At 61.4% G+C, this 17,091-nt stretch carries 16 protein-coding genes; 11 read left to right on the top strand and 5 right to left on the bottom strand.

Annotation, left to right across the window (positions count from 1 at the left end; translation table 11 throughout):
* Window positions 1–3: 3 nt before the first annotated feature.
* Genes DYL59_RS28575 through dhaL form a run of 3 tightly spaced genes read left to right on the top strand, consistent with a single transcriptional unit; the run spans window position 4 to window position 2,451 of the window.
* Window positions 4–762, top strand: a complete 759-nt coding sequence (locus DYL59_RS28575) for an SDR family oxidoreductase (RefSeq protein ID WP_135292153.1) — start codon at window positions 4–6, stop codon at window positions 760–762.
* A gap of 36 nt (window positions 763–798) precedes the next feature.
* Window positions 799–1,800, top strand: coding sequence for a dihydroxyacetone kinase subunit DhaK (locus tag DYL59_RS28570; RefSeq protein ID WP_135292152.1), 1,002 nt, complete (start codon window positions 799–801; stop codon window positions 1,798–1,800).
* Between the two features lie 3 nt (window positions 1,801–1,803).
* Window positions 1,804–2,451 carry a dihydroxyacetone kinase subunit DhaL gene (gene dhaL / locus DYL59_RS28565; RefSeq protein WP_135292151.1) on the top strand — a complete coding sequence of 216 codons (648 nt, stop codon included), beginning with the start codon at window positions 1,804–1,806 and terminating at the stop codon, window positions 2,449–2,451.
* 102 nt (window positions 2,452–2,553) lie between these two features.
* Here dhaL and DYL59_RS28560 read toward each other — a convergent pair whose 3' ends face one another.
* Window positions 2,554–3,531, bottom strand: coding sequence for a sugar-binding transcriptional regulator (locus DYL59_RS28560; protein ID WP_135292150.1), 978 nt, complete (start codon window positions 3,529–3,531; stop codon window positions 2,554–2,556).
* A gap of 88 nt (window positions 3,532–3,619) precedes the next feature.
* A complete protein-coding gene (locus DYL59_RS28555) occupies window positions 3,620–4,792 on the bottom strand; it encodes a XylR family transcriptional regulator (RefSeq protein ID WP_135292149.1) in 1,173 nt (390 codons plus the stop codon).
* A gap of 139 nt (window positions 4,793–4,931) precedes the next feature.
* Between DYL59_RS28555 and xylA the strand changes: the two genes are divergently transcribed.
* The 4 genes from xylA to DYL59_RS28535 all read left to right on the top strand — a co-directional run bounded on the left by xylA (window position 4,932) and on the right by DYL59_RS28535 (window position 10,219).
* On the top strand, window positions 4,932–6,248 hold the full coding sequence (gene xylA, locus DYL59_RS28550; protein ID WP_135292148.1) for a xylose isomerase: 1,317 nt from the start codon (window positions 4,932–4,934) through the stop codon (window positions 6,246–6,248).
* A gap of 161 nt (window positions 6,249–6,409) precedes the next feature.
* Window positions 6,410–7,399 carry a D-xylose ABC transporter substrate-binding protein gene (gene xylF / locus DYL59_RS28545; protein ID WP_135292147.1) on the top strand — a complete coding sequence of 330 codons (990 nt, stop codon included), beginning with the start codon at window positions 6,410–6,412 and terminating at the stop codon, window positions 7,397–7,399.
* A gap of 129 nt (window positions 7,400–7,528) precedes the next feature.
* The gene (xylG, locus tag DYL59_RS28540) at window positions 7,529–9,082 is read left to right on the top strand and encodes a D-xylose ABC transporter ATP-binding protein (protein WP_135292146.1); all 1,554 of its coding nucleotides are present in this window, start codon (window positions 7,529–7,531) and stop codon (window positions 9,080–9,082) included.
* Window positions 9,083–10,219: a sugar ABC transporter permease gene (locus DYL59_RS28535; protein ID WP_135292145.1), complete on the top strand. Its 1,137-nt coding sequence runs from the start codon at window positions 9,083–9,085 to the stop codon at window positions 10,217–10,219.
* Window positions 10,220–10,330: 111 nt separating this feature from the next.
* Here DYL59_RS28535 and DYL59_RS28530 read toward each other — a convergent pair whose 3' ends face one another.
* Both DYL59_RS28530 and DYL59_RS28525 read right to left on the bottom strand, forming a co-directional pair.
* On the bottom strand, window positions 10,331–10,663 hold the full coding sequence (locus DYL59_RS28530) for a hypothetical protein (RefSeq protein WP_238340776.1): 333 nt from the start codon (window positions 10,661–10,663) through the stop codon (window positions 10,331–10,333).
* Between the two features lie 259 nt (window positions 10,664–10,922).
* Window positions 10,923–12,422: a CoA-acylating methylmalonate-semialdehyde dehydrogenase gene (locus DYL59_RS28525; RefSeq protein ID WP_135292144.1), complete on the bottom strand. Its 1,500-nt coding sequence runs from the start codon at window positions 12,420–12,422 to the stop codon at window positions 10,923–10,925.
* Window positions 12,423–12,531: 109 nt separating this feature from the next.
* On the opposite strand from DYL59_RS28525, the gene DYL59_RS28520 reads away from it, so the two are divergent.
* Window positions 12,532–13,470 (top strand): LysR family transcriptional regulator, encoded by a 939-nt coding sequence (locus DYL59_RS28520; protein WP_135292143.1) that lies wholly within the window; start codon window positions 12,532–12,534, stop codon window positions 13,468–13,470.
* A 1-nt stretch (window position 13,471) separates the two neighbouring features.
* Here DYL59_RS28520 and DYL59_RS28515 read toward each other — a convergent pair whose 3' ends face one another.
* The gene (locus DYL59_RS28515; RefSeq protein ID WP_135292142.1) at window positions 13,472–14,140 is read right to left on the bottom strand and encodes a hypothetical protein; all 669 of its coding nucleotides are present in this window, start codon (window positions 14,138–14,140) and stop codon (window positions 13,472–13,474) included.
* A 187-nt stretch (window positions 14,141–14,327) separates the two neighbouring features.
* Here DYL59_RS28515 and DYL59_RS28510 point away from each other — a divergent pair, with 187 nt between their 5' ends.
* The 3 genes from DYL59_RS28510 to DYL59_RS28500 are packed head-to-tail and all read left to right on the top strand — an operon-like array spanning window position 14,328 to window position 17,028.
* Window positions 14,328–15,272, top strand: a complete 945-nt coding sequence (locus tag DYL59_RS28510) for an ornithine cyclodeaminase family protein (RefSeq protein ID WP_135292141.1) — start codon at window positions 14,328–14,330, stop codon at window positions 15,270–15,272.
* Window positions 15,269–16,402 (top strand): NAD(P)/FAD-dependent oxidoreductase, encoded by a 1,134-nt coding sequence (locus DYL59_RS28505; RefSeq protein WP_135292140.1) that lies wholly within the window; start codon window positions 15,269–15,271, stop codon window positions 16,400–16,402. Before DYL59_RS28510 ends, DYL59_RS28505 begins: the two co-directional genes overlap by 4 nt.
* Window positions 16,402–17,028 carry a helix-turn-helix transcriptional regulator gene (locus DYL59_RS28500; RefSeq protein ID WP_135292139.1) on the top strand — a complete coding sequence of 209 codons (627 nt, stop codon included), beginning with the start codon at window positions 16,402–16,404 and terminating at the stop codon, window positions 17,026–17,028. The genes DYL59_RS28505 and DYL59_RS28500 overlap by 1 nt, the downstream gene beginning before the upstream one ends.
* Window positions 17,029–17,091: the final 63 nt, after the last annotated feature.

The following is a 17,091-nucleotide window of genomic DNA, read 5'->3' as shown; positions in this document are numbered from 1 at the left end:
GCAATGTCCAATTTCTGGAACCAGGCGTTCGACCTCACCGGCCGTTGCGCCGTGATCACCGGGGGCGCCGCCGGCATCGGCCTGGCCTGTGCCAATTTGTTGGTGGCGCGTGGCGCCCAGGTGGCCCTGCTGGATCGCGACCCGGCGGTGGTCGAAGTGGCTGCCAGCCTTGGCAGCGGTCATATAGGGCTGGTGGCCGACTTGCGCCAGTTGGAGTCGGTACAGGCCGCAGTTGATCAAGCTGTTGCCGAGCTCGGGCGCATCGACTATCTGGTCAACAGCGCAGGCGTCGCGCTGCTGGACAAGGCATTGGAGGTCAGTGAAAGCGCCTGGGACACCACCCTGGATATCAACCTCAAGGCCAGCTTTTTCGTGGCCCAGGCCTGCGCTCGCTACATGATCGAAAGCGGCGGCGGGCGCATCGTCAACCTCGCTTCCCAAGCCGCCGTGATCGGACTGGACCGCCATGTGGCCTACTGCGCCAGCAAGGCGGCGGTGGTGGGCATGACCAAGGTGTTGGCGATGGAATGGGCACCCCATGGCATCAACGTCAACGCCGTATCGCCGACCATCGTCGAGACCGCCCTGGGCAAGAAGGCCTGGGCCGGTGAGCTGGGGGAGCGGGCCAAGTTGCAGATCCCGGTGGGGCGCTTTGCCCAGCCGGAAGAAATCGCCGGCCTGGTGCTGTATCTGGTCAGCGATGCCGCCAAGATGATCACCGGCGAAAACGTGGTGATCGACGGCGGCTACAGCATCCAGTAATCCGATTCCAGACCAATAAGAACAAGGACACACCCTATGAATCGAGTCATCAACGATCCAGACCTGGTGGTCGAGGACATGCTCGCCGGCATCCTCCTGGCACATCCGGAACTGGTGCAATACGAGAGCAACCCTCGGGTTATCCGCAAGCGCAACACCTCGCCGCAGGGCCAGGTTGGCATTGTGACCGGTGGCGGCTCGGGCCATGAACCGGCGTTTCTCGGCTATGTCGGCCCCGGTTTGGTAGACGCGGTGGCGGTGGGCGAAATCTTCTCCTCCCCCACCGCCAAAAGCTTCTTCGATGCGTTCCGCGCCGCTGACCAGGGCGCGGGCGTGGCGTGCCTGTACGGCAACTACGCTGGCGACAATATGAACGTGAAGCTGGCGATGAAAATGGCCGCCAGCAAAGACATGAGCATCCGCACCGTGGTGGCCAACGACGACGTGGCCTCCGCCCCACCGGCCGATATCGCCAAGCGCCGTGGCGTGGCCGGTGAGATCTTCATGTGGAAAATCGGCGGTGCCGCCGCCGCCCAGGGCTACGACCTCGACGGCGTGATCCGCGTGGCGCAGAAAGCCGTGGACCACTGCCGTTCCATCGGCGTGGGCCTCACCCCCTGCACCATCCCGGCGGTGGGCAAGCCGAACTTCCAGATCGCCGATGGCCTGATGGAACTGGGCATCGGCCACCACGGCGAGCCGGGCATCGAGGTGGTGCCGGTGGAATCCGCCGCCGCCATGGCCGAACGCATGCTGGCGCCGATCCTGGCCGACCGCGACTTTACCCAGGACCAGAGCGTGGTGGTGCTGGTCTCGGGCCTGGGTGCCACGCCGGTGATGGAGCTGTATATCTTCTACGCCGAGGTCGAGCACCAGCTGCGCGCCCAAGGCTTGCGCGTTCACCGCTGCTACGTGGGCAACTATTTTACGTCCCTGGAAATGATGGGCGTGACCCTCACCCTGCTCGGCCTGGATGCCGAACTGAGCAGCCTCATCGACCAACCTTGCCGCTCCATCGGCATGACCCAGTCGGAGTAGCACATGAGCGAGTATTTCCCTGGCAACACCGGCAGCGCCATTGTCACCAACCTGGTGTCGATCATCGTCGCCAACCGCGAGTACCTCAGCGAAGTGGACGGCGCCATTGGCGACGGCGACCACGGCATAAACATGGCCAAGGGGTTCTCCCGTTGCGGCAAGACCCTGGAAGGCCGCGAGCTGTCCCTGGCCGAAGCCTTGGACGAACTGACCCTGGCGCTGATGGAAGGCATCGGCGGCTCCATGGGCCCGCTGTACGGCAGCCTGTTTATCGGCATGGCGGATGAAGTGCGTGGCCGCGACAGCATCGACGCGGCCACCTTCGCCAAACTGCTACGCGGCGGCCTGACTTCATTGCAAGACATCAGCGATGCAGGGGTGGGCGACAAGTGCCTGATGGATACGCTGATCCCGGCGGTGGAGGCGTTTGAACGGGCCCAGGCGAGCGGCGCGTCATTCAGCGAAGCCTTGCGCCAAATGAAAAGCGCCGCCTCCCAAGGGCGTGATTCCACCCGCGACCTGGTGGCCAAGATCGGCCGCGCCAGCCGCTTGGGGGAACGCTCCCTCGGTGTGCTGGATGCGGGGGCGGTGTCGTGCTGCCTGATCCTCACCAACCTTGCCGAGTCGGTGGAGGCGCGATTAGTGGCCTAACGGATACAGCACCCTCTACCTGATGTATGAGATCAAATGTGGGAGGGGGCTTGCTCCCTCCCACATTTAGCTCTGCGCCTGGCCGGGTAGAGCTCTCCAGCCCTACCGCCGCGTCGCATCATCCAGGGCAAGGATGGTGTAGGCATTCGACACCGTCGTCGCCAAGGTGTTGATCACCCCCGAGCGCAACGCGCCGAGGGTGGCCGCCGCCTTGGTGTTCTCGCTGGCAATCGCCACCACATCAGGAATACGCACCAACTCCTGCACCGTGAGGCCGATCACCCTGCCCTGCATCGCGTTGACCGCCGGCTGGCCGTGGATGTCGATAAAGTCGTAGCCCATCATGTCGCCCACCGTGCCAGACACCCGGGCCTGTGCGATTTCCTGGGGTGAGAACCAGCCCATGCGCACCATGTTGCTGTTTTCGCTCATGTCGCCGATGCCGATCAGGGCGATGTCGGCGCGGCGCGCGCGGTCGAGGGTGGAGCGCACGGTGTCGTTGTTGATCAGCACACTGCGCAGTTCCGGGTTGGCCACCAGGGCCGGGGCGTAGAGGGTTTCGCTTTCGGCGCCAAAACGCAGGGCCAGGCGCCGGCAGATATGGTCGGGGTTCATGTATTCGCCGGCCTTGAGCGAGCCGCCAATCGCGCACACAAAAGTGCAGTTGCGCGTCACCGGCAAGAACACATTCTCGGCCACCGCGCCGACGTTGCGGCCCATGCCCACGGCGACGATCATGCCGTCGGCGAGGGTTTTGTTCAGGTAGTTGGCCACCAGGCTGGCCACGGCCGAGCGCTGGGTGTCGGGGTCACCATGGTCCACCGCGATCAGCGCTCGGTCCAGCTGGAAGCGCTCCACCAGCGCCTGTTCCAACTCAGTGTTCAGGGCCGGATGCTGCAACACCCGCACTTCCACCACCCCTTCATCACGGGCGCGCTTGAGCAACCGGCTGACCTTGACCCGGGACAGGTCGAAGCGCTTGGCGATGGCTTCCTGCGTGATGTTGTCGAGGTAATAAAGCATGGCCACTTCGGTCATCAGGTCGATGTCGCTGGCGGCACGCTGGGCACTGTCGGTCATGGGAGCTTCCATTTACGCCACAAAAAACCATTCTCCCTAGTCTGTGCGGTGCAAGTCCAGCGGCGAATGGGCCCAGGTTGCAAAGATTCTAACGGCCCTGCTGGTATTGTCTTGGCGTACAGCCGAACTCGCGACGGAACACCGTGTGCAGGTACTGCGCCGACGTGAAGCCACACTGCTGGGCGATATCGGCAATCGCCAGGCGGTTGCCCTCCAGGCCCTTGGCGGCGCTGGCGAGTTTGAACCGCAGGATCTCGTCATGCACGCTGCAACCGCGCACCTTGCGAAAGTGTGCCTCCAACGACGAACGCGACACCCCCACATAAGCCGCGACCTGGGCGGTCTTGATGCCCTGGCAAGCGTACTGGCGGATAAACAGCAGCGCCTGCATCACATAGGGGTTGCCCAAAGGTTGATGAAGGCTGGACGCCTGCACGTTGATCGCATCCGGCGGCACCAGGATCTGCTCACCGGCGCAAGGCTTGCCATGCAGCATCTGGTGCAACAGCGCGGCGGCGGTGCGGCCCATGGTTTCGGTGCCCTGGATCACCGAACTGAGCGGCACCCGCGTGAGGGTGCGGGTCAGCGGGTCGTTGTCGATGCCGATCAGCGCCACTTCTTCGGGTACGGCGATCCCCGCCGTGAGACAGGCTTGCAGCAACTGCCGGGCGCGGGCGTCGGTGACCGCGATGATGCCGATGGGCTTGGGCAGGCTTTGCAGCCAGGCGATCTGTTGCTCCACGGCGCTGTCCCACAGCGGCGCGCTGGTGCCCAGGCCGCGATAGACCTCCCCGTGCAAACCATCGCGTTGCATCAAACTGCCAAAGGCCTTCTCACGCTCCTGCGCCCAGCGGTTGGCCTGGGCTTCGGGCAGGCTGAAACACGCAAAGCGGGTCAACCCCGCCTCGATCAGGTGCTCATACGCCAGCTTCATCAAGGCATGGTTATCGGTCGCCACATAGGGAATGCCCTTCGGATACGCCCGGGCATCTGCATATGAGCCGCCCACCGCCACCACCGGCACCTTGCTCCCGGCCAACGCCTCGCCAATCAGCGGGTCATCGAAGTCGGCAATAATGCCGTCGCCCTGCCAGCGTTCAATACCCTTGAGGCGGCATAAAAAGTCTTCTTCCAGGAACAAATCCCAGGATGCGCGGGTGCTGCTCAGGTAATTGCCGATACCGGCAATGATGCCACGGTCGTAGATCTTGCTGCCGTTGAACAGCAGGGCAATGCGGTGTACGGGCGGTAGGGTTTTCATTGTTTTTATCCTGTGGCCGGTCGTCACAGACTAGCCCCCGCCACTCAAAATCGCACCACCCGTTGGTGATTTTCATAATTTCAGGCCCCAACCCCGTTGCTAGTATCCAGACACCGCCAAGAACAATAAGGAAAACGCCATGCCGTACTTCCCAGGTGTCGAGAAGGTTCGCTTCGAAGGCCCCAACAGCGACTCCCCCCTCGCCTTTCGCCATTACGACGCCAACAAGCTCATCCTCGGCAAACCCATGCGTGAGCACCTGCGCATGGCAGCCTGTTATTGGCACACCTTTGTGTGGCCGGGGGCGGATATGTTCGGCGTGGGCACCTTCAAGCGCCCGTGGCAGCGCAGTGGCGACCCCATGGAAGTGGCCATCGGCAAGGCGGATGCAGCCTTTGAGTTTTTCTCCAAGCTGGGCATTGACTACTACAGCTTTCATGACACCGATGTGGCCCCCGAGGGCAGCTCGCTCAAGGAGTACCGCAACCACTTTGCGCAGATGGTCGACCACCTGGAGCGCCACCAGGAACAGACCGGCATCAAGCTGCTGTGGGGCACCGCCAATTGCTTCAGCAACCCGCGCTTTGCCGCTGGTGCCGCCAGTAATCCAGACCCGCAAGTGTTTGCCGTGGCGGCCGCACAGGTGTTCAGCGCGATGAACGCCACGCTGCGCCTCAAGGGTTCGAACTACGTGCTGTGGGGCGGTCGCGAGGGTTACGAAACCCTGCTCAACACCGACCTCAAGCGCGAGCGCGAGCAGCTCGGGCGCTTTATGCGCATGGTGGTGGAGCACAAGCACAAGATCGGCTTTAAAGGCGACCTGCTGATCGAGCCCAAGCCCCAGGAACCCACCAAGCACCAATACGATTACGACAGCGCCACGGTGTTCGGCTTCCTGCATGAGTACGGCCTGGAGCACGAGATCAAGGTGAATATCGAGGCCAACCACGCCACCCTGGCCGGACACAGTTTTCATCATGAAATTGCCACCGCCGTGTCCCTGGGGATCTTCGGCAGCATCGACGCCAACCGGGGCGACCCGCAAAACGGCTGGGACACCGACCAGTTCCCCAACAGCGTCGAGGAGATGACGCTGGCCACCTATGAAATCCTCAAGGCTGGCGGGTTCAAGAATGGCGGCTATAACTTTGACTCCAAGGTCCGTCGCCAGAGCCTGGATGAAGTCGACCTGTTCCACGGCCACGTAGAGGCGATGGACGTACTGGCCCTGGCCCTCGAACGCGCAGCGGCCATGGTGCAGAACGATCGGCTGCAACAGTTCAAGGACCAGCGTTATGCCGGTTGGCAGCAGCCGCTGGGCCAGGCGGTATTGGCAGGCGAGTTCAGCCTGGAGTCGCTGGCTGAGCATGCGTTTGCCAATGAGTTGAATCCCCAAGCCGTCAGCGGTCGCCAGGAGATGCTGGAAGGGATCGTCAATCGGTTTATCTACACCTGACGCGCCACCTGTAGGAGCGAGCTTGCTCGCGAAAATCGTCAACGATAACGCGGGCATCCAGGATAGCTGCGGCGCGCTCAGGTTTTTCGCGAGCAAGCTCGCTCCTACAGGTATTCGCACTACGCTGTGTCTTTCCAACAACAATAAAAGGACGCATAACCATGAAACGCACCCTCATCGCCACTGCCCTGGCCCTGTTCGCCCTGCCGGTGATGGCCGACTCGGCCCACCCGAAAATCGGCTTCTCCATCGACGACCTGCGCCTGGAACGCTGGTCCCGCGACCGTGACTACTTCGTCGCCGCCGCCGAAAAACTCGACGCCAAGGTCTTTGTGCAATCGGCCGATGCCAACGAGCAAAAGCAGATATCCCAGATCGAAAACCTGATCTCCCGTGGCGTCGATGTGATCGTCATCGTGCCGTTCAACGCCACCGTACTCACCAACGCCGTGGCCGAAGCCAAGAAAGCCGGGATCAAGGTGGTGTCCTACGACCGCCTGATCCTCAACGCAGATATCGACGCGTACATCTCCTTCGATAACGAAAAAGTCGGCGAGATGCAGGCCAACGGCGTGCTGCAAGCAGCGCCCAAGGGCAACTACTTCCTGCTCGGCGGCGCGCCCACCGACAACAACGCCAAGGTGCTGCGCGAAGGCCAGATGAAGGTGCTGCAACCGGCCATCGACAAGGGCGATATCAAGGTGGTGGGCCAGCAGTGGGTCAAGGAGTGGAACCCCACCGAAGCCCTGAGCATCGTCGAAAATGCCCTGACCCGAAACGACAACAAGATCGACGCCATCGTCGCCTCCAACGACGCCACCGCCGGCGGCGCGATCCAGGCCCTGGCCGCGCAGAAACTGGCGGGCAAGGTGCCGATCTCCGGTCAAGACGCCGACCTGGCAGCCATCAAGCGCGTGATCGACGGCACCCAGACCATGACCGTGTACAAGCCCCTCAAGCTGATCGCCTCGGAAGCGGCCAAGCTCTCGGTGCAACTGGCCCGCAACGAGAAACCGGCCTACAGCTCGCAGTACGACAACGGCAGCAAAAAGGTCGACACCATCCTGCTTACCCCCACCCCGTTGACCAAGGCCAATATCGACCTGCTGGAAAAAGACGGCTTCTACACCAAAGAGCAGATTGGCCTGTAGGAGCGAGCTTGCTCGCGAAAAACGTTAACGGTAACGCGTACCTCCTTGATGAACGCGGTGCCTGTGAGGTCTTCGCGAGCAAGCGCACGCCTACAGTAATGTTGTCAGCCCCTTGTGTGAGCCATGGTCATGTCCGACTACCTGCTGCAAATGAACGGCATCGTCAAAACTTTTGGCGGTGTCAACGCCCTGAACGGCATCGACCTTAAAGTGCGGCCGGGGGAATGCGTCGGCCTGTGCGGCGAGAACGGTGCGGGCAAATCCACCTTGATGAAGGTGCTGTCGGCGGTCTATCCCCACGGCACCTGGGAGGGCGAAATCCTGTGGGACGGGCAGCCGCTCAAGGCCCAGTCCATCAGCGAAACCGAGGCCGCTGGCATCGTGATCATCCACCAGGAACTGACCCTGGTGCCCGACCTCTCGGTGGCCGAAAACATCTTTATGGGCCACGAGCTGACCTTGCCGGGTGGACGCATGAACTACCCGGCCATGCTCCACCGCGCCGAAGCCCTGATGCGCGAGCTCAAGGTGCCGGACATGAACGTGGCGCTGCCGGTGTCGCAGTACGGCGGTGGTTACCAGCAATTGGTGGAAATCGCCAAGGCCCTCAACAAACAGGCGCGCCTGTTGATTCTGGATGAACCCTCCTCGGCCCTGACCCGCTCGGAAATCGAAGTGCTGCTGGACATCATCCGAGGCCTGAAAGCCAAGGGCGTGGCCTGCGTGTACATCTCCCACAAGCTCGATGAAGTGGCAGCCGTGTGCGACACCATCGCGGTGATCCGCGATGGCAGGCACATCGCGACCACGGCCATGGCGGACATGGACATTGGGCAGATCATTACCCAGATGGTCGGCCGCGAGATGAGCAACCTCTACCCCACCGAGCCGCACGACATCGGTGAGGTGATTTTCGAGGCGCGCAACGTTACCTGTTTTGACGTGGACAACCCCAAGCGCAAGCGCGTGGACGATATTTCGTTTTCGCTCAAACGCGGCGAAATCCTTGGCATCGCAGGGCTTGTGGGCGCCGGGCGTACCGAGTTGGTATCGGCACTGTTCGGCGCCTACCCCGGTCGCTACAGCGCCCAGGTATGGCTGGACGGCCAGGTGATCGACACCCGCACGCCACTCAAATCCATCCGCGCCGGGCTGTGCATGGTGCCCGAAGACCGCAAGCGCCAGGGCATCATCCCCGACTTTGGCGTGGGCCAGAACATCACCCTGGCGGTGCTCGATACCTACGCCAACCTGACCCGCATCAATGCCGAAGCCGAACTGGGCAGTATCGACCAGCAGATCGCACGCATGCACCTGAAAACCTCCAGCCCGTTTTTGCCGATCACCAGCCTGTCTGGCGGCAATCAGCAAAAGGCCGTGCTGGCGAAAATGCTCATGGCCAAGCCCCGTGTGCTGATCCTTGACGAACCCACACGCGGCGTGGACGTGGGCGCCAAGTATGAGATCTACAAGCTGATGGGCTTACTCGCGGCCGAAGGGGTGGCGATCATCATGGTCTCCTCGGAACTGGCCGAAGTGCTGGGGGTGTCCGACCGCGTGCTGGTGATTGGCGAGGGCCAGTTGCGCGGCGACTTCATCAACCAAGGGCTCACCCAGGAACAGGTGCTCGCCGCTGCCCTCAGCCAAAACAACAACAACAATAATGATCGGAAATCCGCGTAGATGAATCAGGTCAAACAGCTGTTCAGCCGCTACAAAATGCTCGCCCTGGTGATCGCCGTGGCGGTGATCTGGGTGTTTTTCAGCTGGCAGACCGAGGGGGGGTTTCTTACCCCTCGCAACCTGTCCAACTTGCTGCGGCAGATGTCGATCACCGGGATTCTGGCGTGCGGCATGGTGCTGGTGATCATCAGCGGCGAGATCGATTTATCGGTGGGCTCGCTGCTGGGGCTATTGGGCGGGTTGGCGGCGATTCTGGATGTGGTTTATCACATCCCCTTGCTGGCCAACCTGAGCCTGGTGGCGCTGTGCGGGTTGATGATCGGCTTGGCTAACGGGTACATGACGGCGTATCTGCGCATCCCCTCTTTTATCGTCGGTTTGGGCGGCATGTTGGCGTTTCGCGGGATTCTGCTGGGGATTACCGGAGGCACCACCATTGCGCCGGTATCGCCGTCGCTGGTGTACGTGGGCCAGGGGTATTTACCCCATTCGGTGGGTGTGGGGCTGGGGGTTTTGCTGTTTGCGCTGACGCTGTTCCTCACCTGGAAACAACGTCGCAATCGCGCACTGCATGGGTTGGCGGCGCACTCGCTGGTACGTGATCTGGTGCGGGTTGGGGTGATCGGTGCGGTATTGGCCGGGTTCGTCACCACCCTCAACAGCTATGACGGCATTCCCGTGCCGGTGCTGCTGTTACTGGTTCTGCTGGGCGTGTTCAGCTACGTCACCAGCCAGACCGTGTTTGGCCGCCGCGTGTACGCGGTGGGCAGCAACATGGAAGCCACTCGGCTGTCGGGCATCAACGTGCAGGCGGTGAAGTTGTGGATCTTCGGCATCATGGGTGTGATGTGTGCGCTGGCTGGCCTGGTTAACACTGCGCGCCTGGCGGCGGGTTCGCCGTCTGCGGGAAACATGGGCGAACTGGATGCCATCGCCGCGTGTTTCATCGGCGGCACCTCGATGCGCGGCGGCTCGGGCACGGTGTATGGGGCATTGCTGGGGGCGTTGGTGATTACCAGCCTGGACAATGGCATGTCGATGCTGGATGTGGACAGCTACTGGCAGATGATCGTCAAGGGCAGCATTCTGGTGGTGGCGGTTTGGGTGGATGTGAGTACGCGCACCGGACGGCGGTGAATCAACCGCAAGAACACCGGTGATCCAATGTGGGAGCGGGCTTGCTCGCTCCCACATTTGACCGCGTAAAGGTTTGGTTATTGAGTGGCTGTAAGTTCGTACAAAGACCGACTAAAAAACGTAACAGCTGCTACGGTCTTCAGTCTCATAGCGCCACGACTGGATGATGCCTTCACCCGAGACGAGCACGGAGTATCGACAGTCGCGGATCCAGGTCACGAAGTAGCGCTGGCTGTCGCCCTCCTTCACAACCTGGTCATAGACCTTGTTCTTGTTGACAGGCGACCAATAGGAATCGCCACAGCCGCGACTGCAATCGTCATACAGATGAGCATCGAAGCGCGTACCGACGAACGCGTTCATACCGCCCGTCCAGACCGAGTAAGACGGCGCACAACCGGCCAGCAACGTGCCCAATAAGGCGATAACCATAATGGCTTTCAAAGCGTTCTCCAATGGGCGAGGCAATTGACTTGACCGCGTTCGCTCGCTGGGTGAGCGTGCCAAGTTCCTCCCCGTAGAGCAAGCGCCCCGCTCCGGGCGCTGGGGCATTTGCTGCAGAGGGGTTAAAAAATGTGGGAGCGGGCTTGCTCGCGAATGCGGGGTGTCAGTTACAGATACTTCAACTGAACCACCGCTTTCGCGAGCAAGCCCGCTCCCACACACGCCCGCTACCACATGTAGAACCGCGTACAGGCTTTGGTTATTTGGAAACCGGCATGGCGAACTCGGCGCCCTGTTCAATGCTCTCCGACCAGCGCTGCATGATCGACTTCTGCTTGGTGTAGAATCGCACACCCTCAGTGCCGTAGGCATGCATGTCGCCAAACAGGCTCTTCTTCCAGCCGCCGAAACCGTGCCACGCCATCGGCACCGGGATCGGTACGTTGATGCCGACCATGCCCACCTGGATGCGCCGTGCGAACTCGCGGGCGATGTTGCCGTCGCGGGTGAAGCAGCTCACGCCATTGCCGAACTCATGGTCGTTGACCAGCTTGATCGCTTCGCCAAAGTCATTCACGCGCACACACGCCAGCACTGGGCCGAAGATTTCTTCGCGGTAGATGCTCATCTCGCGGGTCACGTGGTCGAACAGCGTCGCGCCGAGCCAGAAGCCGTTTTCCAGGCCTGCTTCGGTGGGCACATAGTCACGACCGTCCAGCAGCAGTTGGGCGCCGGCCTGCACGCCTTGTTCGATATAACCGCTGATGCGTTCCAGGGCGGCGCGGGACACGATCGGGCCCATTTCGGCTTTCAAATCGCGGCCATCGGTGATGCGCAGTTGCTTGGCGCGCTCGGTCAGGGCGGCGATGACTTTGTCACCCACATCGCCCACCAACACCGCCACGGAGATGGCCATGCAGCGTTCGCCGGCACTGCCGTACGCGGCGCCCATCAGCGCATCCACGGTTTTTTCGATGTCGGCGTCGGGCATCACCACCATGTGGTTTTTTGCGCCGCCCAGGCCTTGTACGCGCTTGCCATTGCGGGCGCCGGTTTCGTAGATGTATTGGGCAATCGGCGTTGAGCCAACGAAGCTCAGGGCCTTGACGTCGGGGTGTTCGATCAGCGCATCCACCGACTCCTTGTCGCCCTGCACCACGTTGAACACGCCTTTGGGCAGGCCCGCTTCACGCAGCAGTTCGGCCATGAACAGCGAGGCGCTTGGGTCGGTCGGGCTTGGCTTGAGGATGAAGGTGTTGCCCGCCGCGATGGCGATCGGGTACATCCACATCGGCACCATCACCGGGAAGTTGAACGGCGTCACGCCCGCTACAACACCCAGCGGCTGGCGCAGGGTCCAGTTGTCCATGCCACGGGAAACCTGGTCGGAATGCTCGCCCTTGAGCAGGTTGGGAATACCGCAGGCGAATTCCAGAATGTCGATGCCACGGTCCACTTCGCCCTGGGCGTCGGTGAAGACCTTGCCGTGTTCGGCCACGATAATGCGCGCCAGGTCGTCTTTGCGTTCACGCAGCAGGTGCAGGTATTGGAACAACACGCGGGCGCGGCGGATCGGCGGGGTGTCGGCCCAATCGTCGAAGGCGGCTTGCGCAGCGGCAACCGCTTCATCGACGGTCTTGCGGCTGGCCAGGGCCACGCGGCCGGTTTTTTCGCCAGTGGCGGGGTTGAAAACGTCCTGATAGCGATCATCGCGGGACACGCGTTGGTCGTTGATGTAGTGCTCGATTGTAGTTGTCATGGCAGTCGATCCCAGGTGGATAAGCAGTGGACACACGATAGGCTTTCGCTTTGTTCCAAACCAGAGCAGAATCCAGAACTTATTGTCCATACATGCGAACAATCAAATCATGGAAAAGGCCGAGATCGAGGGACTGTGGACCCATATCCATTGGCTGTCGGTGCTGGAAGAACACGGCACCTATACAGCGGCCGCGGCACGCTTGGGGGTGAGTAAGTCAGCGGTGAGCCAGCGCATTTGCGACCTGGAAAAAGCCACCGGCACACAACTGGTGACCCGCACCACGCGCAGCGTACGGCTGACCGATGCGGGCTTGTCGCTGACCCGCGAAGTGCGCAGCGCCTATGAACAGATCGCCCGCAGCTTCTCGTCGGTGCGTGATTCGGTCGGGGAGATCCGTGGGCTGGTACGGCTGACGGCACCGGTGGCGTTCGCCCGTCAGCAGTTGGTGCCGCACCTGTCGGAGTTTTTGCAGCGTTATCCGCAGGTACGTATTCAACTGGACGTGTCGGACGCCCTCAGTTCCTTGGCCGCCGAAGGCTACGACCTGGCCGTGCGCCACGGTTTCCAGGTGCCGGAAACCCACGTCGCATGGAAGCTGTGTGACACCGGCTCAGTACTGGTCGCCACCCAGGAATATCTGCAACACCACGGCGAACCCCGTGAACCCAGCGACCTGTCGGCCCACAACTGCCTGTTCTACCCACGAGGCACCGACCAACCCGCTTGGACCTTCGAACGCGGCAGCAAAAACGTCGAGCGCCTCACCGTGCCCATTTCCGGCAGCTTCGCCACCAACAACAGCGAAGCCCTGCGCGACTCGGCCCTCAACCACCTGGGCATCGCCCTGCTCCCGGACTTCAGCGCCCACGCCGCGCTGGCCAGCGGCAAGCTAGTGCAGGTGCTCAAGGGCTGGACGCTCAAGGGCGCGTTTGCCGATGAGATCTACCTGATCCGGCCGTATTCGCCCCATGTGCCGAAGTCGGTGAGTGTGCTGGTAACGTTCTTAAAAGAGAAATTGTCAGAAGGGTTCAGGTTTGTGGGGTGACCTAATCATAGGGCATGGTCATGAAGTTCTTGGGTTGAAAGCCGTAGCCTCCCAGAAAACCCGTAATAGATGAAATTTGTTGGGGGGTGAGAGCAGGCGTCAATGAGATAACGTTAAAGACTTGAACGCCTCCTTCAAAACAGTGCCATTCGACCGCTGCAAGGATATCAGCCCACACATATCGTGAAGGAATATTGGTACCTCCAAATCCAAAAGGTGCAGCGCCAGGGCTGGGGGCGACGATATTGACGATCAAGTCGGTGGCCGTGACATTAATGGGAATGGCTTGAACCTTGTACCACTTGCCGGTGGGGAAAGGGCCGTACACATCAACCATGCCCTCGGCCAATGAAAAAATCGCAAACAGGCTGGGGAAAGTGACCCTTGGTTTTGTGGCCAAGAGTTGCGCTGAATCTGTCGCGGGTGTTCCGCCGTTGACCTTCTGGTAAACCCACCGAAAGTACGCCGAATTACCAAAAGGCAAATAGACCCTGAAGCCTTGAGGTAGCCCTTTGAGCGTATTGATAATTTGAGTGGGAAACGCAATGGTTGGCGGGGGCTGACATGCCCCATCGCTGATATCGGGGTCATTCCAGGCAAGGGACTGCGCAGAGGTCATTGAAGATAAAAGTATGAAGACGAAGCCAGCGAGCAAGGTTTGCGGTTTCATGGGGTCTCTCCCTGAGTCATCGCGAATTTACGGCATTGCCCAAATGCTGTGACCTGTCAACGTTGACAGGCCGCTAGACTTTTTCGCGATCATCGATGCGAGACGGCGACTCGTTTTCCCAAGGCCTGTTGCCCTAAATAACAAAAAGTCCATAATGGACAAATAAGTTCAATATCGGAGCAACCCTATGTCCAGCCCTCCTCCCTTGATCAACCAGGCCCAAGCCCGAGAACTGCTGGCTCAGGTCGATGTGCCGCAGATCCTGCGCAAGCTGTTTCGTGACCTGGCCGGCGGGCTTGCGGTGCAGCCGGCGCAGCAGCTTGTGGAGTTTCCCCACGGTGCCGGGGACTTTATCAACTACCTGGGGGTGCTGGCCGAGGACGGGGTTTACGGGGTAAAGACCTCGCCTTACATCGTGCGCGAGCAAGGCCCGCTGGTGACGGCGTGGACGTTGCTGATGTCGATGCGCACCGGCCAGCCACTGCTGCTCTGCGATGCCGCCGAGTTGACCACCGCGCGCACCGCTGCGACCACGGCACTGGCAGTCGATGCGCTGGCACCCTTGTCGGCGCAGCGCCTGGCGATCATCGGCAGCGGCAAGGTGGCGCAGGCGCACTTGCACTATGTGAAGAACTTACGGGATTGGCAGCACATCAGCCTGTATTCGCCGAGCCTGGCGACTGCCGCGCCCGATGCCGTCGCACAACTCAAGAGCCTGGACCCGCGTTTAGTCATCGCCAACAGCCGCGATGCTGCGTTGATGGATGCCGATGTGATCCTGCTGTGCACCTCTTCCGCCAGTCCCGTGATCGACCCCGCTCGCTTGAGCAAGCCCGCACTGATCACGTCCATCAGCACCAACGCCCCGCGCGCCCACGAAGTCCCCCCACATTCGCTGAACGCCATGCAGGTGTTCTGCGACTATCGCCAGACCACCCCAGGCTCGGCGGGCGAGATGCTGATCGCCGCCGAGCAGCACGGCTGGGACAAGCGCCACATCATCGGCGACCTACCCGAACTGCTCAGCGAACACGTACAACGCCCCACTTATGACCGTCACGTATTCTTCCGCTCCATCGGCCTGGGCCTGGAAGACATCGCACTGGCCAACGCCCTTTGGAGACAGCTATGAGCCACGCAGACTTCATCATCATCGGCGCAGGCATTGCCGGCGCGTCCACGGGGTTCTGGTTGTCGCAGCATGGCAAGGTGATCGTGCTGGAGCGCGAGAGCCACCCCGGCTATCACTCCACCGGGCGGTCGGCGGCGCTGTACACCGCTGCCTATGGCACCCCACAGGTACGGGCGTTGACCCTGGCCAGTCGTGAGTTTTTCGATCACCCGCCAGAAGGGTTCTGTGAACATCCCTTGTTAACGCCACGGGGTGAAATGACCGTGGACTTCATCGGTGATGAAACCGAGTTGAACACGCAATACCTGAGCGCCAAGGCCACCGTGCCACAGGTGGAGTTGCTCAGTGCCATTGAGGCCTGCGCGAAAATGCCGATCCTACGCCGCGAAAAAGTCCACGGCGCGCTGTACGACCCCACTGCCAGCGATATCGACACCGATGCCCTGCACCAGGGCTACCTGCGCGGTATTCGGCGCAACGGCGGCGAAGTGTTGACCGACCACGCCGTACAGGGTTTAAGCCGTGATGCCGCCGGTATATGGCAGGTGAAATCCGGCGACAAGACCTACACCGCCCCCCTCCTCATCAACGCCGCCGGCGCCTGGGCCGACCAGATCGGCGTACTTGCCGGCGCTGCGCCCATCGGCCTGCAACCCAAGCGTCGCTCGGCGTTTATCTTCGCCGGCCCCGAAGGCGTCGACACCCACCACTGGCCGATGCTGGTGGCGTTGGACGAGTCCTTCTACATGAAGCCCGACGCCGGCATGTTCCTTGGCTCGCCGGCCAACGCCGACCCGGTGCTACCCCAGGATATCCAACCCGAAGAACTGGACATCGCCATGGGCATCTACCAGATCGAAGAAGCCACCACCCTGACCATCCGCCGCCCCACCCGCACCTGGGCCGGGCTGCGCAGTTTTGTGCAAGACGGTGACTTGATCAGCGGTTTCGACCCTCAGGTGCCCGGCCTGTTCTGGGTAGCGGCCCAAGGCGGCTACGGCATCCAGACCTCACCGGCCATGGGCCAGGCCAGCGCGGCGCTGGTGCGCGGTGCGGCCTTGCCCGAGGCCCTGACGCGGTTTGGGCTCGACGCTGGTATGCTCTCCCCCGCCCGCCTGGAGCCCCATTGATGAACACCGCTGAACAAGACAAGGTCATGCAGAACTTCCGGGCGATGGCCGACGCCATCGCCACGCTGTTCTTTCCCCACGCCGAAGCGGTGCTGCACGATCTGCGCTCGCAAAAGGTCGATTACATCGCCAACAACCTGTCCAAACGCGCGATTGGCGATGACTCGGCGCTGGAGGACATGCTCACTGAAGACGTGAGCGAGGTGAATATCGGCCCGTACGAAAAGCTTAACTGGGACGGCCAGAAGATTCGCAGCCTGAGCACGGTGCTGCACGACCACAAGGGTCGTCGCCTGGCGGTGCTGTGCATCAACCTGAATATTTCATTGTTCGAAAACGCCAAGGCAGCGCTGGATTTGTTCCTGTCGCCAAGCAGGCTGATCCCGCAGCCGGACTCGCTGTTTCGCGATGACTGGCAGGAGCGTATCAACACCTTTTTGCATGCCTGGCTGCGCGAGCGGCAACTGAGTTTGAACCTGCTCACCCGCGACCATAAGCGCGAGTTGGTGCTGGCGTTGCATGCCGAGGGGGCGTTCAAGGGCAAGAGCGCGTCTAACTATGTGGCCAATGTGCTGGGGATGGGGCGGGCGACGGTGTACAAACATCTCAAGGAATTGAAGGGTTAACGGCGGCATTTAATTGATACACGCGGTCCAAATGTGGGAGCGGGCTTGCTCGCGAAAGCGGTG

This window comes from Pseudomonas kairouanensis, from assembly GCF_004682055.1.
GTDB lineage: Bacteria > Pseudomonadota > Gammaproteobacteria > Pseudomonadales > Pseudomonadaceae > Aquipseudomonas > Aquipseudomonas kairouanensis.
This window is presented reverse-complemented; position numbering and strand designations above follow the sequence as displayed.